This window comes from Flavobacterium sp. KACC 22763, assembly GCF_028736155.1.
In the GTDB taxonomy this organism is placed as follows: Bacteria; Bacteroidota; Bacteroidia; order Flavobacteriales; family Flavobacteriaceae; genus Flavobacterium.
Window position 1 is genome coordinate 2,879,754 of record NZ_CP117879.1, and the last position, 26,779, is coordinate 2,906,532.

Genomic DNA, 26,779 nt, shown 5'->3' on the forward strand with positions numbered 1-26,779 from the left:
AACCCACAAATAATGATTTTTCACTAAGCGTTTTAGAGATTTTTACGTAATTTTGCATTCGATAAATTTCATTTTACACGATATCATCACTTTAGATTTCTAATAGTGAAGAATATCTCACAAAAAACTTACATAACTATGAGTACAACTCAAACAAGCAAAATTGAAATCATCAAAGCTGCTTCTACAAAAATAAACGAAGTAGATTTTGACAACTTAAGTTTTGGTGCTGTATTTACAGACCATTTATTCGAATGCGATTTTAAAAACGGACAATGGCAAAATCCTGTCATTAAGCCTTATGCTCCAATTTTAATGGATCCGTCATCAAAAGTCTTCCATTATGGACAAGCAATTTTCGAAGGGATGAAAGCTTATAAGGATGACAATAATGATGTTTGGTTGTTTAGACCAGATGAAAACTTTAACCGTTTCAACAAATCTGCTGTAAGGATGGCAATGCCAGAAGTTCCTGAAGCTATTTTTATGGATGGTTTAAATGAATTATTGAAATTAGATAAAGACTGGATTCAGAGAGGAAATGGAGCTAGTATGTACATTCGTCCATTTATGATTGCTACAGGTCCTGGAGTTATTGCAAATCCCTCTGACGAATATAAATTTATGATTTTACTTTCTCCTGCAAAAGCATACTACGGAGGTGAAGTAAAAGTTATTATTGCTGAACATTTCAGTAGAGCTGCAAATGGTGGAATCGGTGCAGCAAAAGCTGCCGGAAACTATGCTGCTCAGTTTTACCCAACTAACTTGGCAAACAAAGATGGTTTCCAACAAGTTATCTGGACTGATGATGCAACGCACACAAAATTAGAAGAAGCTGGAACAATGAACGTTTTCTTCAGAATCAACGATACTTTATTAACAGCTCCAACAAGCGAAAGAATTTTAGATGGTGTTACCAGAAAAAGTTTAATTGCAATGGCAGAAAAAGAAGGATTAAAAGTTGAAGTTCGCCCAGTAATTGTTTCAGAATTGGTTGAAGCTGCTAAAAACGGATCTTTGAAAGAAATCTTCGGAGCAGGAACTGCTGCTGTTATCAGCGTTATCAAAGGATTCTCTTACAAAGATGAGTATTTTGAAATGGCTCCAATCGAAAATTCTTATGCTTCTTTCTTAAAAGAAAAACTAACAAGTCTTCAAAACAAACTTTCTGAAGATACTTTTGGATGGACAGTTAAAGTTCAATAATCCAAAACCATATAAAAAAAAGAAACCCGATAAATTTAGTTTTATCGGGTTTCTTTTTTTATCACTATTCTATAAAATAAATTTTAAACACATAGAATCATAGAATTATAGTGATGCAAAGAGAATAATTAAAAAGAAACACGTTTCTTAACACATAGCTATGTGTATTGATGCAAGTGAAACGTCTTTCTCTCTCAATTTAAAAACTATATTTCTATGTGTTTAAATATTACTTTTTTATAATAATTTAGAAAAATCAGGTTTAAAATAATTTGGACCTTTCATTACTTTTCCGTCTTCGCGATAAATTGGCTTTCCATCTTCTCCCAATTTACTCATATTGCTACGCTGAATTTCATCAAATACAGCTTCTATTTTATCTTGAAGTCCGTGTTCTATAATTGTTCCGCACAAAATATACATCATATCTCCAAGAGCGTCTGCAATTTCAATCAAATCATTATTTTGAACCGCTTCGTAATATTCTTCATTTTCTTCCTTCATTAAATTATAACGAAGTAATTTTTTCTCTGCTCCTACATCGGCAATTGGAGTTGCACTGTGGCCAATTTTAAAAGCAGTGTGAAATTCGGTTACGGCGTCAAGTTGTTTTTTCATATAGTAGTTTTCTTTTTTTTGCTAATTTAAGTCACTTTCTAATAAATCTGAAAATTTATTCAATGAAATGAAAAGGCAATTTAGCAGCAAATCGTTTACAAATCTCTAAATTTGCTAAAAATTTTTATAACTATGTTTAGTCAAGGACAAATACTATTTGGAGTATGTTTTTTTATTGCATTTGTAATCATTATGATATTTGCTTATCGAAAAGATTTGAAATTACACAAAGTTTTCTACAAAGGAAATTACAAAGTACTCCTTGCCTTTCTGCTTTTCATTGTCCTTTTGTTCGTAATTAAAATCTTTCTAAAAAGATAAATTATTCTGGTCCCAATAAAATAAAACCTAATAATTATGGGTTATTAGTAAGACTCATAATAAAATTTATAACTTTACCGAAACCAATTAATCTGCCATGAAAATTCTAAAGTATTTATTTCTTTTTGCACTTTTAAGCTTTGTCGCTCTTACTGTTTTTGTTGCTACTCAGAAAGGAGATTTTTCTGTAGAAAGAAGTAAAGTTATCAATTCGCCTCGTGCAACGGTTTATAACTACTTGAACGACTTTAGAAATTACGAAGATTTTGAATCATGGTCTATTGAAGATCCTTCTATCAAAATGACTTACGCTAATAAAACTAGCGGAAATGGCGCTACATTTTATTGGGATGGTGCAGACGGAAAAGGAAACTCTATCATCCTTAAAACAAAAGACGGCGAAAGCATTGACCAAAAAATGCAATTTGACGGTACTGAAGCCGATGTAAATTGGACTTTAAAAGATACTTTGAACGGAAAAACAAAAGTTACTTGGAAAGGAAAAGGAACAATGAGTTTCCTATTTAAAATATATACTGCTCTTCATGGTGGTTCTGACAGAGTTATTGGAACTATTTACGAAAAAAGCTTAGCTAATATTGACAAAAACTTAGACTACGAAACCAAAACTTTTGCTGTTACAGTAGATGGAGTAGTTAAGAAAACTGAAACTCCTTATATCAAGCAAACTTTTACTAGCGAAATTGCCAAAGTAAGTAAAAATGCTAGAATTGTAATTCCGAAACTTATTCACTTTAGCGAAACAAATGGATTGTCTGCAGTAGGAAAACCGTTTATTATTTATCATACCTACGACACTAAAACTGGTTTAGCAAAAATTTCGATCTGTCTGCCAATCAACAAAGAAATTTCAACTGCTTCTGGAAGTGATATTTTAGCAGGAAAACTAAATGGTTTTGATGCCGTAAAAACAACACTTAACGGGGATTACTCTCATAGAAATGAAGCAATTGCAAAAACAACTGCTTATATCAACAATCAAAAGATTATTCCAGATTTAAGCTGGTCTCATCTTGAAATTTTGACATTAAGTAAATTGGATGTAAAAGCTTCATCAAAATTGGTAACCGAAATTTATTTTCCAATAAAACCAAAAGTAGTTCCTGCTGCTACTGTTGTTACTGATCCTGTTTATGCTCCAGAAAGCACTGGTGGAGAAACTTCAAGCGAACCACGCACTGAACAGCCACGTACAGAACCTGTAAAACGCAAACCAGCGGCACCAGCTCCTGCTCCAGCACAAACACCTGCACAAGAAGAAGATTCAGAATTTTAAATAATTTCTAAAGGCGCATTAAACCTTTTGCTATAAATTCTGTCTAACTTCTATTAAAAAAGTTTACAAAACAAAAAGTTTGATAGAAGAGAAAGAATTTATAAAACAATTATTAACCCCTGAAACGCAAAATGTTGCGTTTCAAAAACTCTTGTCTGATTATCAGCGTCCTTTGTATTCTCATATTCGAAACATTGTTTTGAATCATGATGATGCTGATGATGTTTTACAGAACACTTTTGTAAAAGTCTTTCAAAATCTTAAAAACTTTAAAGGAGAAAGTAAACTTTTTTCCTGGATGTACCGTATTGCCACAAACGAAGCTTTGACTTTTTTATCGCAAAAAGCAAAATTGAGCGGAATTTCGTCTGAAGATCTGCAAAACAAAACTATCGATGGTTTAAAAGCCGATCTGTATTTTGATGGAAATGAAATTCAAATCAAACTTCAAAAGGCAATTGTAACACTTCCAGAAAAACAGCAATTAGTTTTCAAAATGAAATATTTTGAAGAATTAAAATATGAAGAAATTGCAGATATTTTAGGAACATCTGTCGGAGCTCTTAAAGCATCTTATCATCATGCAGTAAAAAAAATCGAATTATATGTTACATCAAATTAAACCTTTTGTAACTAAAACTGTCTTATAAGTATTATGAAAACATTTAAATTAGAAAACGAACCCAAAGTAAAATCTGGCTTTAAAACTCCAGAAAACTATTTTGATGATTTTTCAGAAAAGGTTTTACAACGATTAAACGAAAAAGAAGTTAAAGTAATTCCTTTTTACAAACGCAAAAAAACACTTTGGACGGCTGCCGCTGCTGTAGTTGGCTTTGCATTATTGATTCCTGTCATCAATAATTACAGAACAAATTCAAACGATCTTGACGAAGCTACTTTAGAAAATTACTTATCCTATCATTCTAATATTAGCCAATACGACTTAATTCAAAAATTAGATGACAGCGATATTGAAAAATTAGGCAACGATGTTACTCTAGAAGATGAAACATTAGAAGATATCTTGGCTACAAGTCCAAATTTGGAACACTTAATTTCAGAACAAAATTAAATCAAACTTAACTCAACAACTTAGCTTAACAATGAAAATAAAAAACATTTTACCGCTATTGCTATTTCTGACAAGTTTTTCAATTTTTGCCCAAAATGGAAAAATTGATGAAAAGCGAGAAAAGATTAAAGCTTTTAAAGTGTCATTTTTAACGACCGAATTAGAATTAACTTCAACTGAAGCCGAAAAATTCTGGCCAATTTATAATGCTTATGATGACAAGCAGTATGAATTAAAGTATTTAAAAATGAAAACGTATCTGAGACAATTAAAAGATGACAATTTTAAAAACCTTTCAGATAAAGAAGCAGCGACATTATTATCTCAAATTGAAAGTACAGATAAAGAAATATACCAGCTTCGTGAAAAATACATGAGCAGTTTAAAAAAAGTACTTCCTGCAAAGAAAATATTATTGCTTAAAAAATCTGAAGACGACTTTAATCGAAAATTATTGCAGCAATATCGAGACAAAGGAAATAAAGATTAAGCTTAACGATACAACAGCGATAAGAACCCTATATAATACTTACTTTATTATTTAGGGTTCTTATTTTTTTTATTTAAAATTAAGTCGAACTACTTTATTATGTCCTGCAGCAATTGCAGTATTTCTGTTCACAAATCGAATGGTAAAAAATCTGTTATCTGTAGAAAGTTGCATCCAGTTTTCTCCTCCATTTTGAGAATATTGTATTCCTTCAGAGCCTACACAAACAATTTCTCTTCCATTTCCTCCAGGAACATATTGTATGCATGACGCATAGCCAAATCCCATATTTTGGCCAATTAATTGCCAAGTTTTACCACCATCTTTTGTAAAAGCTTTATTATTGGCTTTATTATTAGGAAGATCATAATCTCCTCCTGCAATAAAACCTTGTTTAGAATCGTAAAAATCGGCAGTAAAAATTCCTGTCATTTGTTTTCCTTGTACAATAGGAGTTTCTACAACTTTCCATGTTTTTGCCTTATCTGGAGAATAAAAAACACGTGCTTTTTTTCCGCCCGAAACTAGCCATGTATCGTTTCCTTTTATAACGATATTGGTATTGCTGGCAGCAAAAGCCGCTTCTCCTGTGCTATTTGTTGGCAATTTATCAGAAAGCAGTTTTGTCCAAGTTTCACCACCATCACGAGTAACAATAATTGAGAAAGTATCTTCTGTAGGATCTCCAATTGCAATTCCTTCCTTATCGTTCCAAAACTGCATGCTATCGTAAAAAACTTTCGGATTAATTTCTTTGTAAACCAATTTAACTTTGCGGTCCTTTTTTGAAACAGAATAAAGAAGTGCTGGGTTTGCCACACTCAGCAAAAAAATATCTTTTGAAGTTTGCGCTATACTTCTAAATTCCAATTTGAGCGTATCACGATAAATATGTTCTTCAAATTTTTCCTTTTTATCCAAATCATAATATCCAAAACGCGAATTATCGGCCCCGTACCAAACTTTATTTTTATCAATTAGAATTGCTCTAATACTAATTCTGTCTTTAAATAATGTATCTACTGTCATTGATGTAAAGCCATTATTGTAAACAACGTCAGTTTTATAATTAAATGTCCTAAAAGACATCAGCAAAATAAAAATAACACAAAATAAAGCGAGTTTTTTCATAGGAAATTTAAAATTTGGTTAACGCTAAAATACGATTATTTATAAAATATCAAAATCATTCTGTATTCTTTTCTGGCATGATAGTTGTTTTCTTACAAAATAAATTTAACAAGTAAAATATGAAAAATATACTTTTTATAGGAAGTTTTATATTATTAGTAAATTCACTTAATGCCCAAAAAGTAAACGTTTACCCTAAAAACTCTTATGTAGAAGACAATTTAGACTTGAATGCTGTTTCTATGATATATTCTCAATCTGTAGACGCGGCAGATTTTGAAACAAGGTTAAATTATCCAGATGAAAGAATCTCAAACTTAGATTTAAACCATGATGGAAAAGTTGATTATTTAAGAGTATCAGAAAAAATTCAGAACAATATAAAAATCATAATCATTCAGTCTGAAATACAACCAAACATATATGAAGATGTTGCTACTATTAATATTATAATGAGTTCTAAAAATACTGGCTACAGTACCGATTCAGGAATTCGTCCGAAAGATATTATAATTCCATTTGTATTTACAGTGCTGGATGTATTTCTACACAGAAGATAATAACAAAAAAACAATGATAATCAACAAACTAAATCCGTAATTATGTTCAAATAATTTTATGGCACAGTAATTGAATATCTCAGAATATTAATCTTCAATATGATTTTATCATGAAAGCGAAAATACTTTTACTAGCCTTATTTGCATTAGGAATTAGTTCTTGCCAAGCCCAAGCTGGAGCTACAGTTTATGCAAAAAACTCAGATATAAGCGATAACTTAGATTTAAGAGCTGTTGCTTCGATGTTTGGAGAATCAGCTAACCTTCAAGATTTTGAAAGACGTTTAAATGATCCAAAATATCAAATATCAAATCTTGACCTTAACGGTGATGACGAAGTGGATTATCTTCGTGTAATCGAAAGTGTTGAAAACAGAACTCACGTTGTTATTATCCAAGCAGTTCTAGATCGTGATGTTTACCAAGACGTTGCTACGATAGATGTAGAAAGAGACAATTACAATAAAGTAAGTGTTCAAATTGTTGGAAACTCTTATTTGTATGGAGCAAATTATATCTATGAACCTGTTTATAGTGTAGTTCCTGTTATTTACACCTCATTTTGGGTGACAAATTACAGACCTTATTATTCAACTTGGTATTGGGGTTATTACCCAACATATTATAGCGCTTGGAGACCTTACCCTGTTTATAGATACAGAAATAACATCAATGTTTGCATCAATGTACATAACACATACAATTATGTAAATACGAGAAGAAGCTATAGAGCTCCCGCAATCTATGAAACAAGACGTACTTACGGTTATGAAAGAATGCGCCCGAACTACAGTTTTGCTGAAAGACATGCCAACACATCTAATAGATATGAACTAGACCAAAGACGTGTGGCAAGCAGAGATGCTAATAGAAATACATATAATACAAACAGAAATTATACTGGAAGAACAACATCTGATAATGGCGTTTCTAACAGAACATATGCTGAAAACAGAAACGCAACAAACAGATCATCTGTTGACAGAAGCAGCAATAGCAGCAATAGTAACAGAAGCTATAACCCTACAGGCAGAAGTTCTGAAAGTGTAAATACAGAAAGAAGCACAAATCGTGGTGGCTATTCAAATAGTGGCTATAATTCTCAAAGAGCTGAAAATAGCGCAAGAGTACAAAATACTCAGAGAACAGATTATGGAAACGGAAACAGTTCTAATACATCAAGAGACTATTCTAATCGTGAAGTGTCTGCACCAAGAGCTGAAAGAAGTTCAAGAAGCTACTCTGAAAACCAGTCTAGCAATTCAAACCGAGATTACTCTGCTAGACCACAACAAAGCCAACGTTCAGAATCTCCACGTATGAGTCAGGAATCTTCTAGAGGAAACCAAGAATCCAGAGGCGGACAGAGCCAAAGAGACAATGGCTCAAGCTCTAGAGGAAATGGAAGAAGAGGCTAATTTTCAAAATAAATAATACTCAAAAAAGAAAGCACAATTTTACGATTGTGCTTTTTTTTATCTTTTTAATTTTAATTGTCGCTAATTTGTTTTAAAACAGTAAATTTGCAACCGTCTTTTATAAAATTATACATGAGCGCATCGCATAAAAACTTACATAGTAAGTTGTCTATTGGGGGTTTATTGATTACTTTAGGGATTATTTATGGAGATATTGGAACTTCTCCATTGTACGTAATGAAGGCTATTTTGGGCGATCACACGATAAATGCCGATATTGTTTTAGGAGGTATTTCTTGTGTGTTCTGGACTTTAACATTACAAACTACAATTAAATATGTACTTATTACTTTAAGTGCAGACAACCACGGTGAAGGAGGAATTTTTGCTTTATATGCACTAGTCAAGAAAACAAAAATTCAATGGCTCATAGTACCCGCAATTATTGGAGGTAGCGCCCTGCTCGCTGACGGAATTATAACCCCGCCAATTTCGATTTCTTCTGCTGTAGAAGGAATTAGAGCATTCTACCCGACAATGCAGACACAAACCATTGTGTATATTGTAATTACAATTTTATTCATTTTATTCACGATTCAGCAGTTCGGAACTAAATTGGTTGGTAAATTCTTTGCGCCAATGATGTTAATCTGGTTTGCTATGCTGGGAACTTTAGGAACAATCCAAGTAATTAATTATCCTGAAGTAATTAAAGCGATTAATCCTTACTATGCTTATCATTTATTATCGATACATCCTGATGGTTTCTTCGTTCTTGGTTTCGTATTCTTATGTACAACTGGAGCCGAAGCTCTATATTCTGATATGGGGCACTGTGGTAGAAAAAACATCAGAATTAGCTGGATGTTTGTAAAAGCGACATTAGTTTTAAACTATTTCGGTCAAGCAGCTTATTTAATTCACCACGAGGGAAGCACATTACAGCAATTAGGCGGAGAAAATGGAAATCCGTTTTACTTGATTATGCCACATTGGTTTTTACCATTCGGAATTGTAGTTGCGACTCTTGCAGCGGTAATTGCCTCTCAAGCTCTTATTTCTGGTTCGTTTACATTAATTAACGAAGCAATGCGTCTGAATTTCTGGCCAAAAGTAAAAATCAAATATCCAACAGAAGTAAAAGGTCAATTATATATTCCTTCAATCAACTGGCTTTTGTTTTTTGGTTGTGTTGGAATCGTTTTACATTTCGAAAAATCAGGAAACATGGAGCATGCGTATGGTCTTGCCATTATTCTATGTATGATCATGACGACTATTTTGCTGAACTACTACTTAATCATGAAACGTGTAAAACTGTACTTCATGGTACCGTTGATTACTATTTATTTGTTGATTGAATTCAGTTTCCTTTTTGCTAATATTACCAAATTTGCAGAAGGTGGTTATGTAACCTTAATCATTGCGAGTTTGCTGATTTCTGTAATGACAATCTGGTATTTAGCTAAGAAAATCAACAAAAACTACACTAAAGTGGTTAAAGTTGACGACTACAAACAAGTTCTTGTAGAATTAAGCCAAGATTTATCTATTCCGAAATATGCTACGCATTTGGTTTATATGACTAATGCAAATCGCGTTGACGAACTGGAGGAAAAAATCATTTATTCTATTCTTCAAAAACGTCCGAAAAGAGCTGATATTTATTGGTTTGTTCACGTAAACATTTTAACTGAGCCTTACAAAACACAATATAAAGTAACCGAAATTGCTAAAGACGACATTTATAGAATTGATTTCAACTTAGGTTTTAGAGAGCCAACCAAAATCAATTTGATGTTTAGAGAAGTTATCAAAGACATGGTAAAACGTGGCGAAGTAGATATTACGAGCCGTTACGAATCTTTAAACAAAAACAATATTATTGGGGACTTTAAATTTGTATTGTCTGAAAAATTCTTATCAAATGACAACGATTTAAGATGGCATGAAAACATTATCATGAATTCTTACTTCTTCATCAAAAAACTGAGTTTGTCTGAAGAAAGAGCTTTCGGCTTGGACAGCAGCTCTGTTAAAATAGAAAAATTCCCGATGGTGCTTCATGCTCCAGAAAATATTGGATTAACGCGAATTATTTCAAAAGAATAAAAAGCTTAACAATAATTTCAAAAAACACTCTAAATTAGAGTGTTTTTTCATTTAGTGAAAGTCTAAAGCAAGATTCAGTATTAAAAATTTAACTTTCAATCAATTAATAGTACCTTTGCAACTCAAAATATAGAAATGAGATTACACAGAAATTTAGTTTATACTACCATTGACTCTTTAAATGCAATTTTCAACGAAGGAGAATATGCCGATAAAGTGGTAGCTAGAGCATTAAAAAAAGACAAACGTTGGGGAAGTTCTGACAGGAAGTTTGTTGCTGAAACCATATACGAAATTGTTCGCTGGAAACGATTATACGCTGAAATTGCCGAAGTAAAAGAACCTTATGACAGAGACAATCTATGGAGAATGTTTGCGGTTTGGGCTGTTTTACGCGGTTATCCAATTCCAGATTGGAGACAATTGGAAGGAACTCCTGAAAGAAAAATTAAAGGTCGTTTTGACGAATTATCTAAAACTAGAGCCATCAAAGAATCTATTCCAGATTGGATGGATGAATTGGGTGTGAAAGAACTTGGAGAAAAAGTTTGGGCAAAAGAAATTGCAGCTCAAAATCAGCCTGCAAAAGTTATTCTTAGAACCAACACTTTAAAAGGTACTAAAGAAAGTCTTCGCAATACTTTAATGGACTTAAATATTGAAACTGAATATTTAAAAGACCAGCCAGAAGCTCTTGTTTTAAAAGAAAGAGCCAATGTATTTTTGACAGATGCTTTTAAACAAGGTTTATTTGAAGTTCAAGATGCCAACTCTCAACTAGTTGCAGGATTTTTGGATGTAAAACCAGGAATGCGTGTTGTAGATACTTGCGCTGGAGCGGGCGGAAAAACATTGCACATGGCTTCTTTAATGGAAAATAAAGGACAATTGATTGCAATGGACTTGTACGAAAGTAAATTGAAGCAATTGAAATTAAGAGCAAAAAGAAATGGCGCTTTTAATATTGAATATCGCATTATCGACAGCACAAAAGTGATTAAAAAATTACACGAAAAAGCTGATCGCGTTTTAATTGATGCACCTTGTAGCGGATTAGGAGTTTTGAAAAGAAACCCTGATTCTAAATGGAAATTACAACCTGAATTTATCGATAACATTCGTAAAGTTCAGAGTGAAGTTTTAGAAAACTATTCTAAAATTGTAAAACCGGGCGGAAAATTAGTTTATGCAACTTGTTCAGTTCTTCCATCAGAGAACCAAGAGCAAGTAGAAAAGTTCTTAAAAACAGAAATCGGAAAACAATTTACTTTTATTGAAGACCGTAAAATGTTAGCTTCAGAATCTGGTTTTGACGGATTCTATATGGCACTACTGGAACGTAAAAAATAGGGAATTCCAATATTTAAATTCCAAATTCCAATTTGTTTTGGAATAACTCAATACTAAAAATTCCAAATTCCAATCTTAAAACTTGGAATTTGGAATTTTTTATTTTTTTCTACATATAGTTTTGTCATTTCGACCGAAGGGAGACCCGAGCGATAGCGAATTGGCGAAGCAAATCTCCGCAAGTAGCACCACCCCAAAATGTCAAATCTTTGCGGAGTTTCTGGCGAAGATTTCTCCCTTCGGTCGAAATGACAAGATTGCGAAAAACTTGAAATTTATTTTTGCGTTCCAGCTTGGAACGTCACTAGTCAAGTTTTAAACGCTCAGCATTGGAATTTGGAATTTTTTATTTTTGAATTTTACTCTTGCAAAGTAGGTTTACGAAGTAATTTTCCGTTTTCGTTTTCTTTGAATTTAGAAACAAAAACAATTTCTTTTGGTTTTTCGTACTTCCCTAAAACATCGAAAAAATCAGGAGCAAATTCTTGTTTTTCCCCTTCCACAACCAAAATCAATTTTTCTCCCAAAGTGGTATCTGGAAGTCCTGTTACAAAAAACCTGTTGGCAATTTTCCCAATCAACTTAGCTTCAATCTGTTCTGGAATCAGCTTCACTCCTCCACTATTGATTACGTTATCAATTCGACCTAAAAACTTAAATTGCTGTTCATTTACTAATTCCACCAAATCATTCGTTACAATTGGCTCATCAGAAATAGAGGCGACATTAATAACCAAGCACTGACGATCGTCTTGGGAGATTTTCACATTTGGAAGAATAGAAAAAACAGAATCACCTAAACGTTTTGCAGCGATATGAGTGATAGTTTCGGTCATTCCGTATGTTTCGTAAATTTCTGTTTTAAGAGGTAATAATTTTTCTTCAAGAGCCGAATCTAATTTTGCTCCTCCTATAATTAGTTTTCGCACTTTAGAAAGTCCTTCTATAGAGTTCTGAACTTGAAGCGGCACCATTGCCACAAAATCGTATGTTGTTGTATTAAATTGCAATGGATGCAAACTTGGTGAAACCACATCTAATTCCAATCCTAAAATTAAACTTCTCACCAGCATCATCTTCCCTGCTATAAATTGAGTCGGCAGACACAGTAAGGCTTTATCTCCTGGTTCTAAACCAAAAAAATCACCTGTTGCCAAAGCTGACTGGATCATGGATTGTTTCCTTAATTTAACTAGTTTTGGAAGCCCTGTTGTTCCAGAAGTCGTCATCTCGATATAATCCTTTTTATCAAACCAATCCAAAAAGAATTCTCCAATGGATTGTTCGTAAGCATCACCTTCTTTTATGTAACTATAAGCGATTTGACACAAATCTTTTGCATTTAAATGATATCCATTTAATTTGAAATAATTGTGAACTTTATTGTGAGTTAAGTTTTGCATATTCTTAAGCATTTAATTCGACATTACTAATTTTTCCTGTTAGTTTTTCTTTCCAATTGGTCCAGCCATATTTTTTACTAAAAATAAAAAGCAGGATTGGGTAAATAACAACAACTGGCAGAATTACATCAATTCCTGCCGAAGGTTCTGAAAGATCTTTAAATATAGAATTCGTTTGAAAAACGGTCCAATCTGAAGTAACCAATAATGCTCCAACAAGATTGTTAGCAGCATGAAATCCAAGTGCTAATTCCATTCCTTCGTCCATCAAAGTGATAACCCCTAAAAATAATCCAGTTCCTATATAATAAATCATGATAATACTTCCCATTTTTTCGACTTCTGGATTGGTCCAGTGCATAGAGCCAAATATAAGAGAAGTCATTAGGAGCGGAAACCATCTATTCTGAGCTAAATTGGCAAATCCCTGCATTAAATATCCCCTAAAAACATATTCTTCAGTAGAAGTTTGAATCGGAATTAAAACACATCCTAAAACTGCTAATATCAAAAATGGTACTAATTTAAACTGCAACACAAACTGCTCTGGAGATCTTAAATATACAAACAAAAAACTGAGCACTGAGAAAAATGACCATAAAAAGAAAGAAAACCAGATTCTTTTCCAATCTACTTTAGATCTTGATGTTGTCACCGACAAGAGAGTTTGATGGTGCATATATTTTACCACAAAATAAATTCCTGCAAAGGCAAAAATAAAAGAAATCATTACTAGAAAAAGAGTTGTATTGCTTTCAAACATTTTCATCACTCCTTCATTTGTAGTTGGAAAAGCAATATGATCTCTAAATGTTTTATAAAATACAGCTGCAGTAATTGGAATTTGCCCTATAAAAGAGGCCGAAATAATAAAGACTGACCCTAAAAGATATTTCCAAAATTTGTTTTCGGGTTTAATCCCTTGCTCTAAAAACATAAAATTAAAATTTTAAAAAATGAGAATTTAAATTTGATAAGTTAGTCTTACTTTTGATATTGCTAAAATACCTCCTTTTTAATGTATGAATATTAAACATTTAAATATAGCAAAATGATACAAATCTACCACAATCCGAGATGCGGAAAATCGAGAAATTGCCTTGCTTTTATTGAAAAGTCGAATCAGGATTTTGAAATCATACCTTACTTAACTGAAACTCCATCTTTTGACCAGTTAAAAACATTATTGGGACAGTTAAATCTTGAACCAATCCAGCTGATTAGAACCAAAGAAAAAATCTGGATTGAAAATTTTAAAGGCAAAACTTTAAGTGACGATGAGATTATCAATGCCATGGTAGAAAATCCTATTTTAATCGAGCGTCCAATTGTTGTAAAAGACGGAAAAGCGATCATTGGCCGCGATCCAGAACTTGTTGCTTCTTTTTTAGATTGATTCTAAAATACCCTATTAACATTTTTTTGTGATTTTTCTCTTTAAACCAAAAACTACATTTGGCGTCTAAAGAGAAAAAGAAAACCAGAAAATGAAAAAAATCAAATTTGCTGTATTACTTGTATTCTTGTTTACAAGTTTTTACAATTATTCTCAACAAGGTCCGGGTGGCAGACCCAAAGTAAAAGTCACTGGAAAAGTTTTCGAGAAAGTAAGCAAACAACCATTAGAATACGCTACAATTTCGCTTACCAAACCAAATGACACAAAAGTTGTTGCTGGTGGTATCACAAACCCAAAAGGAGAATTTGAAGTTGCGGTTGCACCCGGAACTTACGATATAAAAGTGGAATTTATTTCATTCAAATCTACTGAAATTAAGCAAAAAAGTATTCAGGATGACACCAATTTAGGTGTTGTAAACCTATCTGAAGATGCTGCACAACTAAACGAAGTTGTAGTTCGTGCTGAAAAATCGACAGTCGAAATTAAACTGGACAAAAAAGTGTACAACGTTGGTCAAGACATGATCGTAAAAGGCGGAAGCGTGAGCGATGTTTTAGACAATGTTCCTTCTGTTTCTGTTGATACTGAAGGAAATGTAAGTTTAAGAGGAAGCGACAATATTCGTATTTTAATTGACGGAAGACCTTCACAGGCAATTAACGTTGCAGAAGCTTTGAGACAACTTCCGGCAGATGCCATTGATAAAGTAGAAGTAATTACAAATCCATCAGCACGTTATGATGCAGAAGGTGGATCTGGAATTATCAATATCATTCTTAAAAAAGGTAAAAATCAAGGTTTTAACGGAACTTTTATTGCCTCGACTGGTTTACCAGAAACGTATGGCGCAAGTGCCAACTTAAACTATAAAACTGAAAAGTTAAACTATTTCACAACTGCTGGTTACAACTATAGAACTACTGAAGGAGCTGGTAAAACAAACTCAGAATATTTTGATCAAAACGAAGTAACAAAAAGCTATTTAGACGAAAACCGTGATACAAAACGTGTCAGAAACGGATTTAACGAACGAGCTGGTGTTGAATGGACACTGACTCCTTCTACATTTTGGACAAATGCCATCAATTACCAAAAAAATACTGGTGATGATAGAGATTTGATCAATTATTACAACTACGATGCTGCACATAATTACACTGGAACATCGTATCGTTTAAATGACGCAGATACTGGAAGTGAAAACTTTGAGTACACTTCGAACTTGATTAAAAATTTCAACGATAAAGGACATAAACTTACTGCAGATCTTTCTATTTCAAGAAATACAGATGACAGCAATAGTACCATTACAGCTTCACCTAATTTCAATAATACGCTAAACGATCAGGTACAAAAACAAGTATTATTTCAGGCCGATTATGTTCTTCCATTAGGTAAAGGTGGGCAATTTGAAGCGGGTTACAAAGGAAGTTTTGGAGATTTGAATAATGAATATTATGTAACTACTATCGAAAATAATGTTCCAGTAAAAGATCCTAATCTATCAAACACATTAGAATACAAAGAAAATATCAATGCCCTTTACACTCAATATGGCTTCAAAGCAAACAAATTCTCTTATTTATTTGGTTTAAGATGGGAAGACACAGATATTCATGTAAACTTGCTAGACAACAATAATTTCAATACTAAGAAATACAACAACTTGTTTCCAAGTGCTTTTATTAGTTACGAAATCTCAGATCAAAGCAATTTTTCGGCAAGTTATAGCAAACGTTTATCTAGACCAAGAGGACGTTTCATGAACCCTGCTGTAAATTATGCGAGTAATATTAATATTTTTCAAGGAAATCCAGATTTAGATCCTTCTTTAACAGATAAATATGACATTGGTTATATCAAAAAATGGGATAAAGTAACCTTCAATACATCTGCTTATTTTGAAGACACAAAAGACGTTTTCAGCTTTGTAAGATCTCCTACCGGCGATTATGTAACTGCTGATGGTGAAGTGGTAACGCCTGCGCCAGGTGAGGTAGTTGACGGTACTCCAGTAATCAAAAGTCAGCCTATTAACTTAGGAAGAGAACAAAAATTTGGTTTCGAATTCACATTCAATTACACTCCGTATAAATGGTGGAAGTTAAACAGTAACTTCAATTTCTTTAATGTAAAAACTACAGGAGAGCATAGTTACATAGATACGCAAGGAAATACTATAGTTCAAGATTTAGACAATCAGGCTACATCTTGGTTTGCAAGAGTAAACTCTAAAGTTACTTTACCATATAAAATTGACTGGCAATTGACAGCAATGTACAACGGAGAGCAAAAAACAGCTCAAGGTAAAAACCTAGGGCAATTTGGAATGAATACTGCTTTAAGCAAAGATGTTATGAAAGATAAAGCTACTATTGCTTTCAACATTAGCGACGTATTCAATTCAAGAAAAATGAGATCTTACACTTATTTAGATGGAGTGACTTCGTATAGCGAATTCCAATTCCGTAAACGTCAATTCAATTTATCATTCACTTACCGTTTCAACAAACCAAAGAGCGAAAGAGATAAAAATGCACAGCCAAGAAATGACGGCGGTGGAGACGGCGGTGGAGATTTTCCGGGATAATTTTTTTAAATTCCAATACTGAAATTCCAAATTCCAAACTGGATAAAAAATAACAATAAAAAAAATTCCAAATTCCAACTTTTACGATTGGGATTTGGAATTTTTCTTTTTAGCCAATTTATTTAATCATCCAAGTTTGTCAAAGTTTGGAAATTTGAAATTTGGATTTTTCTATTTCTAACGAAACCCGACAGGTTTTAAAAACCTGTCGGGTTTAAATAAGCTCATCAAATTAGAATTTGGAATTTCAAGTATTGGAATTTCTCTTTTTTTTTGCACAAAAAAAAGAACCCTAATGGGTTCTTTTCTTATGACATCAATCTAAAATTAAATAGATTGTTCTTCTTGTCTTTTTCTAGCTCTTTTCTCTTTGATCATTTCCCAGCTAGCACCCGTAACCCAGTAAGATACGAAACCAACTAAGAAAAACATTAACCAAAACCCTATAGTAAGTATGGTTAAGAAAAGTAAAAAGCCTAAGTACTGTGAAAATTCAAACATGTTTTCCGGAATTTTTGAATGTTACGACAAATGTAGGGTATATATTTTTTCTCAGCAATAAAATCTAAATCAATTTTCGTTAAATAACATTTATCCGTATATTTATACTCATTTTAAATAAGCTTTTTTAGGACATACAATCCCTTTCTTTAAAAGAGCTCAGATGAATTTCATCAAAACATTTCACCTTTTACAGATAACATTTTTACATACAACATAATGAAATACAGAATAGAAAAAGACACCATGGGCGAAGTTCAAGTCCCAGCCGATAAATATTGGGGTGCACAAACAGAACGTTCCAGAAATAATTTCAAAATCGGACCAGCGGCATCTATGCCAAAAGAAATCATTGAAGGTTTTGCCTATCTAAAAAAAGCTGCCGCTTATGCTAATTATGATTTAGGCGTTCTGCCAATAGAAAAAAGAGATGCCATTGCAGCCGTTTGCGACGAAATCCTTGAAGGCAAACTAGACGATCAATTTCCTCTTGTAATCTGGCAAACAGGTTCTGGCACACAAAGCAATATGAATGTAAATGAAGTAATTGCCAACCGTGCTCAAGTTCTTAAATGTTTTGAAATTGGCGAAGGCGAACAATTCATAAAAGCCAATGATGATGTAAATAAATCCCAATCATCAAATGATACTTTCCCAACTGGAATGCACATTGCGGCTTACAAAATGGTGGTAGAAACTACTATTCCTGGAGTCGAAAAACTTCATGCTACTTTAGCAAAAAAAGCAGCCGAATACAAAGACGTTGTTAAAATCGGCCGTACACACTTAATGGATGCAACACCCTTAACGCTTGGTCAAGAAATTTCAGGTTACGCCGCTCAATTAGCTTTCGGATTAAAAGCTTTAAAAAATACTTTAGCTCATTTATCTGAAATTGCTCTTGGAGGAACAGCTGTCGGAACAGGGCTAAACACGCCAAAAGGTTACGATGTAAAAGTTGCCGAATATATTGCAAAATTCACCAAACATCCTTTTATAACAGCGGAAAACAAGTTTGAAGCGCTTGCCGCACACGATGCGATCGTAGAAACACATGGAGCCTTAAAACAATTGGCTGTTTCATTAAATAAAATTGCCAATGATGTTAGAATGTTAGCTTCTGGTCCACGTTCTGGAATTGGCGAAATTCATATTCCTGAAAACGAGCCAGGTTCTTCTATTATGCCTGGAAAAGTAAACCCAACACAATGTGAAGCTTTAACTATGGTTTGTGCACAAGTCATTGGAAACGATATGGCAATTGCTGTTGGAGGAATGCAAGGTCACTACGAACTAAATGTTTTCAAACCTGTAATGGCAGCTAACTTTTTACAATCGGCGCAATTACTTGGCGATGCTTGTGTTTCTTTTGATGAACATTGCGCCCAAGGAATCGAACCAAATCATAAACGCATCAAAGAATTAGTAGACAATTCGTTAATGCTCGTTACCGCTTTAAACACTAAAATTGGTTATTACAAAGCAGCAGAAATCGCTCAAACCGCTCATAAAAACGGAACGACTCTTAAAGAAGAAGCTGTTCGTTTGGGTTATGTAACACCAGAAGATTTTGATGCTTGGGTAAAACCTGAGGATATGGTTTAAGATTAATTGTTAATTGTTAATTGTTAATTGTTAATTGTTAATTGTTAATTCTCATCGATACGAATAAAAAAAGAGCTTTCTAAAATTTGAAAGCTCTTTTTCATTAACCATTTATAATTAATAATTAACCATTATTAACGTAATCCTGTAAATAACTGAATCTTTCCGTCAATTTTCCATTCTCAGTGATTTTGGCACGTTTTAAGATTCCGTCTTTATCACCATTGAAGAAAGCCGGAATTACGTGTTCCATAAATTGCTCTCCGAAACCTTCGCTGGCATCTTTTGGAATTTCGCAAGGTAGATTATCTACCGCCATTACAGCAACAGCTGCAGGATGGAAGAAATCAACTTCACGATCTTCTAATGGAAAATACCCGTATAACGGCTCTTCAATTGTAGATGAACGAACTGTACAAGCTATCGGTCCGTTAACATCACAAGAAATATCTGCCACCACTTTCAATTTGCAATCGCTTGCATTCAGCATTTCTTTTGTCAAAATCATTGGAGCATTATTAGCATGAAAATGCCCAGCGAAATAAATATCCGAAACCTTCGTAAATCTTTCAAAATCAGATTCATATTCTTCAGGATGATTCACAAAATCTATAAAATCTAAAACCTGACCGTCTTTTCTTTTGTTATATTCCAAAACATCCAACTGAACGTAAACCGCTTGAGCATATTTTTTAGTCAAATAATTATCAATCGTAATTTCTTTCACTTTTATAGCATCCAAAATTTCTTTTGCCCCACTCCCAACCTTTCCTGTTCCTGTAACAACAAATTTTAAAGCAGGCATTGTAATGCGTTTTAAATGCTTTATCAAATCTTCTTTTCCAGAAAGTGACTCTGCTTTCGGAAGTTTAAACAATTCAAATTTAATTCCAAATGCACGAATTCCATTATAAACCCCAACCATACCAGCATATTTTCCGAAACCAATTAAACGATGATCGTGTTCGTTTACAATCGTTTCATGATCATACAAATCGATATTTTTTTCTAAGATCGCCTGAAGCAGTTTTCTGTTATGAGGTTGTTTTTTAATCGTATGAGAAAAAAAGAAATAAGCTTTGTTTGGAATCAAATCGTCTACAGGAACTTCTTTTACACCAAATAAAACATCACAGTCAGATACATCATCAGTGACCGTAATTCCCATATTTTTATAATCATCGTCAGAAAATATTCTAATATCAGAACTTTCAACTTTTACAGAAGCATCGTGATAAAGCTGTTTTAATCTTGTCAATTCATTTGGAGAAAAAACTACTCTTCTATCAGGCGGGTTTTTTCTCTCTTTTATAATTCCAAATTTCATTTAATGTGGTTTTTTAGTTTTTAATAATATAACTTTTTAAAACATATTTGTTTCAAATATAACAAATTTAGTTAAAATTTTGTTTTAAAAATTCTATCTGGAATGCTTAAAAACCGTTAAAAGCTGAAAAACAACTGACTAAAATTTACTTTTCTTAAAAATATGTTAAAAAACGCAAATTAGAGCCACAGAACCAAGAATACAACAAAATTGAATTCGATATATTTGTTTTTAAAGAACGATGCAAATGATTTTCCTTAAAAAGACAAAGATACCACAATTACTTTTTTCAATACTTGTTTTAAGCTCTTGTGGTCAAAACAAAACAACAGCAACAGATACAACTCAGACAGTCGAAGATACCTTACCTAAAATGAAGCCGTTAGGAGCTGAACCGAAAGTTTCACAGGCTTATAAAAACACGGTTGTCGGCAGAATAAATCACTTTTATAACAAAAATTGGCCAAACAATACCATGAATGGAAGCTTCTTAGTGGCCAAAAATGGACAGATTTTATTTGAAAGATATAACGGTTTTGCCAATAAAAATGAAGGAACCGAAATAACTCCTGACACTCCTGTGCAAATTGCTTCTGTGAGCAAGGTACTAACTGCAACAGCGGTTTTAAAATTGGTGAATGCAGGAAAAATTGACCTCGATCAGAAAGTAAATACTATTTTAAAAACTTTCCCATACGAAGAATGTACGATCAGAATGTTATTGGATCACCGTACAGGAATGCGTAATTATGCCTATTTTACAGATCGCGATAAATCGATCTGGGACAGACATAATCAATTGACCAATAAAGATATCTTGGATATTCTGGCAACAAAAGATATTGGTTTAGAATCTAGAACTGGAACTCGTTTTAGCTATTGCAATACCAATTATGCAATGCTGGCGCTTATTATTGAAAAAATTACAGGTTTAAGTTATAAAGAAGCAATGTCTCAAATGATTTTTAAGCCTCTTGGAATGACTCATACTTATGTTTTTGATGACGATAAAGACAGAAAGAAAATTGTTCCTTCATATAAAGGTAACGGTGTAGAAATCGGTTTTGATTATTTGGATAATGTCTATGGCGATAAAAATGTTTTTTCTACAGCAAGAGATCTTTTAAAATTTGATCGTGCAAGACAATCACCAGATTTTCTAAAACCTGAATTGCTGAAGCAAGTATACACAGGTTACAGCAACGAACGCAAAGGAACTAAGAATTATGGCCTTGGAATTAGAATGATTAATTGGGAAACAGGACAGAATTTCTATTTCCATAACGGCTGGTGGCACGGAAACACCTCATCTTACATTACTTTGATGAAAGAAGGAGTTACGATTATTGCATTATCTAATAAGATGACAAGAAACACTTATGCAGTTCGCAAACTAGCTCCTGTTTTTGGAGATTACCCTTTTAATTTTAAAGACGAAGAATAACAAAATTTTTCTGAAAATTTTAGCAGAAAGTAATTTCAAATACTCTAAATTTGCAGACTTATTTTTTGGGGTCGACTGGTTTTGACAGCAAGTCGAATTGAACAGTAAGCACGTCGAGCATTGAGACCTTGCTCGTAAATATAAGATCTCGAACTTTTACACGGCGAAAATAATTACGCTTTAGCTGCATAATCCGAATCATAGTACGATTGCGCCACGTCTCTACAAGGTAGAGAAGCTGGATTCTCCTGGAAAGCCTTGGTTTGTGGCGTTCCGTTCAGGGGAACCGTAAAAATAAACCTAGATTTCCATGAGCTTCGGGTGGATTTCGAAAATTAAGAAGATAAGTGTTGGGTGGTTGTTTCTGGCCTAGCTCAACATCGAAAATCTAATCAGGAAATAAGCGTGTAGAAAGCTCTTTAGTTGCTTGTTTGGACCCGGGTTCGATTCCCGGCGACTCCACAAAAAAGCCTGTAAACTCTTTGTTTACAGGCTTTTTTTATTCTTAAAAAAACACACTTTTCATTATCAAAGATCAAGGCAAGTGTAATTCACTTATATCTTTAATGGAATAATAGCCTAATTTACGATAACTCTCAAACTGTGCTTCATCAAAAAATTGATCTCCTGTCGATTGTTGCGGAAAATCTGGATTCGCCAAAGCATATTCTCTAATATCAGCTGGTTCCTCGCCTGTTACAACAGTTTTGATATATATGAGCGTTCCAATATCTTTTTTATCACCTGGATACTTAATAGCTCCTTTGGCTATATGACTCTTTCCTTTAATAATATCATCAATTGAAATATCAATATCAACTCCAAAATCTATTCGGCATCGTCTTATAGCATTTGCAAGCCCTTCACAAGTCCCTCTATTATCCTGCTCTGCATCACCCAATAAAATATACTGACAACGTCTTCTTATAAGTTCATATAAACCCGTATTGTCAAAATGCCCCCCATCGGAAAGACAAACATACTTCATATTAATATCTGACTTACCAATAAGATCTCGCATTAAATACAATAAGCCAAATACTGGATCAGGATTCTTCCATTTAGCCAGTCTCGGATTACCAATCCACCAGCCTAGACGCAGATTAAAAAGCGTAAGTAAAAATGCCATAGTAGAAGAAGAATGATATCCCCAATTTGGGTTAACTGCGGCACCGGATATTGCCATTGCAGTTCCCATTGTTGGACCACCATTTTTATTAGAAAACTTATTTGTTGGTCTGTATCCATACTCATAAATTCTATCTACGTTATAAGTCGAAGAACGCGTAGGACTAAAATCATAACCACAATATAATGGAGAAAAAACAAATGATTCCCCCTTACGATCCTGTCTGTCTAAAGCAGAAACTACAGTAGCATTGAGTGTAGCATTTATAAGTGGAAGAGGCCCAAAATAACCATCCTTAACAGTCATTGAAGACAATAAAATATCATCATAGGCATCAAATCCTGTAAAAGCATTGGCTGTTTTTATTCTTTCTTCTCTGCTTCGAGTTGCCCCCATAAAAGCCCTAATAAGCCTATTTCTATAAAAATGATGCAATGAAAATTCATTAACACCTACACGCCAACTCACTAAGACTGTAATAATTAATAAACTTATAGTAATACAACCAAATTTACCCCAGTCTTCTTTTATATTCGGAAAAAAATTAAATCCTTCTATTTTGTCTAATATCCAAGAACCTATCAACAGAACTCCAACCATAAAAACAAACGGCACGACTTTAAGTAAAATATCAATATAGCTTTTCTTTTTGCTTTCACTTTCATCCGTAGCTTCAAAAGCTTTTTTCATACCCCAGCCAATAAATCCAGCCCAACCAGTCCAACCTGTTAAACTTTTCCAGTCAAAACCTTCCAAATTGCTTTTTGAATATTTCTCCCATAGATCAGGCATAATCAAAGAAGCAAAACTTATGATAATCCAAAAAAGTATGAAGCGATGAACCAAACCGCCAATTCTACCCCACCATTCTCTTCTATAGTCTGGAAAAAGATTTCCCATAAGTGCCATTCTGATAATCACAGCTATTGAGAATATTTCAAGGATACAAGGAATACCAATAACAAAAAATACTTTACAAGAATTTGAATAATGCTCTATAAACAAATTGTAAATAAAATTTGTATTGGACCAAAAAACTATCAAAAGAAATACTAGCACCGCCGATGCTACAAGAGAAGATAAAGCAATTGCCCAACCAACTTTTTTCTCAAATATTTTTTTAGATTCTTGAATTTCATCTTTAGCGTAATCATTTTTTTCTTCTTTTGGCGTAACATTTCCTACTCCTCTTTTCATGAGATCCCATCTTTTATGGTAATTACCCCAAACAGCTACCCAGATAAAACCTGAAAATGCCGCACAAAAAACCAAACCTATAAACCAAAATTTATCATTTCCAATAAAATTTGGATTATATGCCGCAAAATAAGTACTAATAATTAATGCACTAAATCCGCCCCAAATCAAAATTATATTAGGGATAAAAGTTCCTAACTTAAATTTTCTCGTAAAATTTATTATTGATTTCCTCAAATTTATTAACCATAGTTTATGTGATTCTTTTTCTTCATCACTATAAAAAGTACGCATTGGAATCGCAACAATGAGAGAACCTATTATCAATATGATACTGCTCCAAATAGAAACACATAAAATACTTTGTTGCGTTATACTTTCTCTAGCCCAATCCCAAAAAGAATAAATAGTATAGATACAAGATAGGATAGTTAATAATGTCAGCAACAATACCGTTTGATTAATCATTGTATTGCGCACCCAAGTCATACCAGACGTCCACGCATCTGGAGACATTATTCCAACATTTGGGGATAAATAATTGCTGAACATTCTAAGCCATCGTATTGGACGGACTTCATCTGCTAACGGATCACCAGATTTATCAGGAGAAAGACGGTCATTAATTTTGCTAAAAGAACCTGATCTCTTTATCCATGAATTAAACCAAGTTCCAATATAACCACCACCAGATACAGTTGAGATATAATCAAATTTGTGAAGAGCATTTAATGCTGCTAATCGTTGTAGAATACCCAGATTAAAAGTGGCAGACCTGATTCCTCCTCCTGAAAAAGCAAGTCCCATAAGTTTCATCTCACTAGCTTCTCCCACAGCATCAAAAACCTGTTCTGCTTTAATAGAATGCGACGCTAAGGTTTCACTTTTATAATCATTGCTTACCGAAGCTAGATTTAATTCTTTATCTCTTGCTTTTCGTGCCCTAGAAATTTCTATTAACTCATCTCTAAAGAGTGTTTCAAAGGGAATCGAACATCCGTTTTTTATTAATTTTTTGAGCAATTCTTGATCATTTTTTAGGTATGATTGAGCAAATTCAGCCTCTTCACTTTTCCAAAACTCAGCATGTTTGTCCTTATCTTCCCTAGTCAGAAGATCATGATCATTAAAAGTTACCACTGTTTCTGATTCCTTTTCGAATATTTTCTTTATATAAAATTGATAAAGTCTTATCGTATAATCTTTCTCTTTTTTTAATGTTATAGCCAAAATTACCTGTACTGGCATATATTCTAATAATTCTACCAGTTCAAGACGTTTGTCTGACTCCTTATATAAAATGTGTCTGATTTTCTCCCTCCAGAAAAATGGGGGTTTAAACAAAATTAGTTCTGATGTTCCTTCCGCAGATAATAATAAATCGATCTTTTTTTTACCTATCAGTATATTTTCAGAAAGCCAATCTAAAAGCAAAACAGTCCTCTTAAAATATATCCTGGCAAGATCTTTAGTGTTTGCTTTTGTAGGGCTATGCCAGACCAAATCTCTAATTTTCTCTTTTTGATTAGGAGTTAAATTATCAATAAGCAAATTACATACATTAAGCGATTTCCACTCTGTATTGTTAATCAAATTGTTCGGTACAGTTGATTTGGGCTGGCTTTTTAAAATATCTTGAAATAAGGTGATATAAGAAACCGCTTCTGCTGTAAGATCTGTTACTATATCCATGGCTATTTTTGTTTTTAGAATCTATCAAATTTGATATCAAGGAATATCTCAGGAATTTTCAATTCTTCTTTCTAACCCTATAATCGATATAAGAATATGCAAATCGTATATAAGTGAAAATGCTCGACAATGACATTTTATAACTTAAAAATGTCATTTTTGAATATTAGCATAAAACATCTGAATTGTTCTGCTCTTATTTTTCTAAAATTGCGAGGAGTGGGCTTGTAGGGGATTTTTAATTTGTAGGAACAAATTTAATAATAATATCTGAAAAAGAAATAAGTACAATTACCTGTTTTTCAAATAATTAGACTCAATAAATCTTTCCAAAACAAATTAAAAAAAGAAGATTTCAATAAATATAAATCAGAGTATTTTTTATATTCCATAACAGCTTAATTATACTGCTTCAAATAATAACACAAAAATTCCCTTAAATTCTTTTTAAGCAAAAAATTATAAAATCCATTTTTTATAACTAAATTTTCGTCTCAAATGAAAATTTGATAAAACTGCAAGGAAATTATATAAAATCGTTAGCCCTCTTACAATGTAATTTTAGAATAATCTAATTAAAGAATTAGCCACAATTATTCATTCATTAAAACTGATTAATATGAAATCTGAAAATTACACATCTGAAGAATCTGCATTTGCAGCAAATTCTTATGAGCAACAGCTACTTCTAAACTATGACGATTATCTAGCAGGTGACTATACTGATAAGCTCACAGCTTCTAATCACTACAATCTAGAACTTGGAGAATTGGAAGAAAATCTTGAATACGATTTTGAGTCAGAGTACGATGAAAATGACTGGGAAGAGGAAGATTTGGATGGAAATCTTGCGGGAGAATACGATAAAAATGAAGAAAAGCCAGGAAGTTTCGAAATGTTGAGCTAAA

At 33.1% G+C, this 26,779-nt stretch carries 21 protein-coding genes and 1 other RNA gene; 15 read left to right on the forward strand and 7 right to left on the reverse strand.

All coding sequences use genetic code 11. The features are described from left to right. The first annotated feature begins 138 nt into the window (after nt 1–138). Nucleotides 139–1,209: a branched-chain amino acid aminotransferase gene (locus PQ463_RS11560; RefSeq protein ID WP_274253832.1), complete on the forward strand. Its 1,071-nt coding sequence runs from the start codon at nt 139–141 to the stop codon at nt 1,207–1,209. 237 nt (nt 1,210–1,446) lie between these two features. On the opposite strand, the gene PQ463_RS11565 is transcribed toward PQ463_RS11560, so the two are convergent. Continuing rightward, nucleotides 1,447–1,827 (reverse strand): pyrophosphohydrolase domain-containing protein, encoded by a 381-nt coding sequence (locus PQ463_RS11565; protein ID WP_274253833.1) that lies wholly within the window; start codon nt 1,825–1,827, stop codon nt 1,447–1,449. A 418-nt stretch (nt 1,828–2,245) separates the two neighbouring features. Here PQ463_RS11565 and PQ463_RS11575 point away from each other — a divergent pair, with 418 nt between their 5' ends. The 4 genes from PQ463_RS11575 to PQ463_RS11590 all read left to right on the forward strand — a co-directional run bounded on the left by PQ463_RS11575 (nt 2,246) and on the right by PQ463_RS11590 (nt 5,010). Next, nucleotides 2,246–3,445, forward strand: coding sequence for an SRPBCC family protein (locus PQ463_RS11575; RefSeq protein WP_274253834.1), 1,200 nt, complete (start codon nt 2,246–2,248; stop codon nt 3,443–3,445). Between the two features lie 79 nt (nt 3,446–3,524). Further along, complete coding sequence (locus PQ463_RS11580; protein ID WP_274253835.1) at nt 3,525–4,067, forward strand: RNA polymerase sigma factor; 543 nt, start codon at nt 3,525–3,527, stop codon at nt 4,065–4,067. Nucleotides 4,068–4,100: 33 nt separating this feature from the next. After that, nucleotides 4,101–4,520: a hypothetical protein gene (locus PQ463_RS11585; RefSeq protein WP_274253836.1), complete on the forward strand. Its 420-nt coding sequence runs from the start codon at nt 4,101–4,103 to the stop codon at nt 4,518–4,520. 31 nt (nt 4,521–4,551) lie between these two features. Further along, the gene (locus tag PQ463_RS11590) at nt 4,552–5,010 is read left to right on the forward strand and encodes a sensor of ECF-type sigma factor (protein WP_274253837.1); all 459 of its coding nucleotides are present in this window, start codon (nt 4,552–4,554) and stop codon (nt 5,008–5,010) included. 69 nt (nt 5,011–5,079) lie between these two features. On the opposite strand, the gene PQ463_RS11595 is transcribed toward PQ463_RS11590, so the two are convergent. Further along, nucleotides 5,080–6,141 (reverse strand): beta propeller repeat protein, encoded by a 1,062-nt coding sequence (locus PQ463_RS11595; RefSeq protein WP_274253838.1) that lies wholly within the window; start codon nt 6,139–6,141, stop codon nt 5,080–5,082. Between the two features lie 119 nt (nt 6,142–6,260). Between PQ463_RS11595 and PQ463_RS11600 the strand changes: the two genes are divergently transcribed. From PQ463_RS11600 to PQ463_RS11615, 4 genes are all read left to right on the forward strand, one after another. Continuing rightward, nucleotides 6,261–6,701, forward strand: coding sequence for a hypothetical protein (locus PQ463_RS11600; protein ID WP_274253839.1), 441 nt, complete (start codon nt 6,261–6,263; stop codon nt 6,699–6,701). A gap of 110 nt (nt 6,702–6,811) precedes the next feature. Further along, the gene (locus PQ463_RS11605) at nt 6,812–8,119 is read left to right on the forward strand and encodes a hypothetical protein (protein ID WP_274253840.1); all 1,308 of its coding nucleotides are present in this window, start codon (nt 6,812–6,814) and stop codon (nt 8,117–8,119) included. Nucleotides 8,120–8,251: 132 nt separating this feature from the next. Beyond that, nucleotides 8,252–10,231, forward strand: coding sequence for a KUP/HAK/KT family potassium transporter (locus PQ463_RS11610; RefSeq protein WP_274253841.1), 1,980 nt, complete (start codon nt 8,252–8,254; stop codon nt 10,229–10,231). 135 nt (nt 10,232–10,366) lie between these two features. Then, nucleotides 10,367–11,581: an RsmB/NOP family class I SAM-dependent RNA methyltransferase gene (locus PQ463_RS11615; RefSeq protein ID WP_274253842.1), complete on the forward strand. Its 1,215-nt coding sequence runs from the start codon at nt 10,367–10,369 to the stop codon at nt 11,579–11,581. Nucleotides 11,582–11,940: 359 nt separating this feature from the next. Here the strand turns inward: PQ463_RS11615 and PQ463_RS11620 are convergent, their stop codons facing one another. Continuing rightward, entirely contained in the window at nt 11,941–12,984 is a 1,044-nt protein-coding gene (locus PQ463_RS11620) for an AMP-binding protein (RefSeq protein WP_274253843.1), read from the reverse strand. Nucleotides 12,985–12,988: 4 nt separating this feature from the next. After that, nucleotides 12,989–13,921 carry a CPBP family intramembrane glutamic endopeptidase gene (locus tag PQ463_RS11625; protein WP_274253844.1) on the reverse strand — a complete coding sequence of 311 codons (933 nt, stop codon included), beginning with the start codon at nt 13,919–13,921 and terminating at the stop codon, nt 12,989–12,991. Nucleotides 13,922–14,035: 114 nt separating this feature from the next. Here PQ463_RS11625 and arsC point away from each other — a divergent pair, with 114 nt between their 5' ends. Continuing rightward, the gene (arsC, locus tag PQ463_RS11630) at nt 14,036–14,380 is read left to right on the forward strand and encodes an arsenate reductase (glutaredoxin) (RefSeq protein ID WP_111426449.1); all 345 of its coding nucleotides are present in this window, start codon (nt 14,036–14,038) and stop codon (nt 14,378–14,380) included. A gap of 91 nt (nt 14,381–14,471) precedes the next feature. Continuing rightward, on the forward strand, nt 14,472–16,976 hold the full coding sequence (locus PQ463_RS11635) for a TonB-dependent receptor (RefSeq protein ID WP_274253845.1): 2,505 nt from the start codon (nt 14,472–14,474) through the stop codon (nt 16,974–16,976). Between the two features lie 327 nt (nt 16,977–17,303). On the opposite strand, the gene PQ463_RS11640 is transcribed toward PQ463_RS11635, so the two are convergent. Next, nucleotides 17,304–17,477: a hypothetical protein gene (locus PQ463_RS11640; protein ID WP_111288649.1), complete on the reverse strand. Its 174-nt coding sequence runs from the start codon at nt 17,475–17,477 to the stop codon at nt 17,304–17,306. A gap of 219 nt (nt 17,478–17,696) precedes the next feature. On the opposite strand from PQ463_RS11640, the gene fumC reads away from it, so the two are divergent. Further along, nucleotides 17,697–19,082, forward strand: a complete 1,386-nt coding sequence (gene fumC / locus PQ463_RS11645; RefSeq protein ID WP_274253846.1) for a class II fumarate hydratase — start codon at nt 17,697–17,699, stop codon at nt 19,080–19,082. A gap of 124 nt (nt 19,083–19,206) precedes the next feature. Here fumC and PQ463_RS11650 read toward each other — a convergent pair whose 3' ends face one another. After that, nucleotides 19,207–20,409: an NAD(P)-dependent oxidoreductase gene (locus PQ463_RS11650; RefSeq protein WP_274253847.1), complete on the reverse strand. Its 1,203-nt coding sequence runs from the start codon at nt 20,407–20,409 to the stop codon at nt 19,207–19,209. A 241-nt stretch (nt 20,410–20,650) separates the two neighbouring features. On the opposite strand from PQ463_RS11650, the gene PQ463_RS11655 reads away from it, so the two are divergent. After that, a complete protein-coding gene (locus PQ463_RS11655) occupies nt 20,651–21,853 on the forward strand; it encodes a serine hydrolase domain-containing protein (protein ID WP_274253848.1) in 1,203 nt (400 codons plus the stop codon). Between the two features lie 67 nt (nt 21,854–21,920). Next, nucleotides 21,921–22,318: a transfer-messenger RNA gene (gene ssrA, locus PQ463_RS11660) on the forward strand. A gap of 70 nt (nt 22,319–22,388) precedes the next feature. Here ssrA and PQ463_RS11665 read toward each other — a convergent pair. Further along, nucleotides 22,389–25,871 carry a patatin-like phospholipase family protein gene (locus PQ463_RS11665; RefSeq protein ID WP_274253850.1) on the reverse strand — a complete coding sequence of 1,161 codons (3,483 nt, stop codon included), beginning with the start codon at nt 25,869–25,871 and terminating at the stop codon, nt 22,389–22,391. Between the two features lie 619 nt (nt 25,872–26,490). Between PQ463_RS11665 and PQ463_RS11670 the strand changes: the two genes are divergently transcribed. Beyond that, nucleotides 26,491–26,778: a hypothetical protein gene (locus tag PQ463_RS11670; RefSeq protein WP_274253851.1), complete on the forward strand. Its 288-nt coding sequence runs from the start codon at nt 26,491–26,493 to the stop codon at nt 26,776–26,778. Nucleotide 26,779 lies beyond the last annotated feature (1 nt).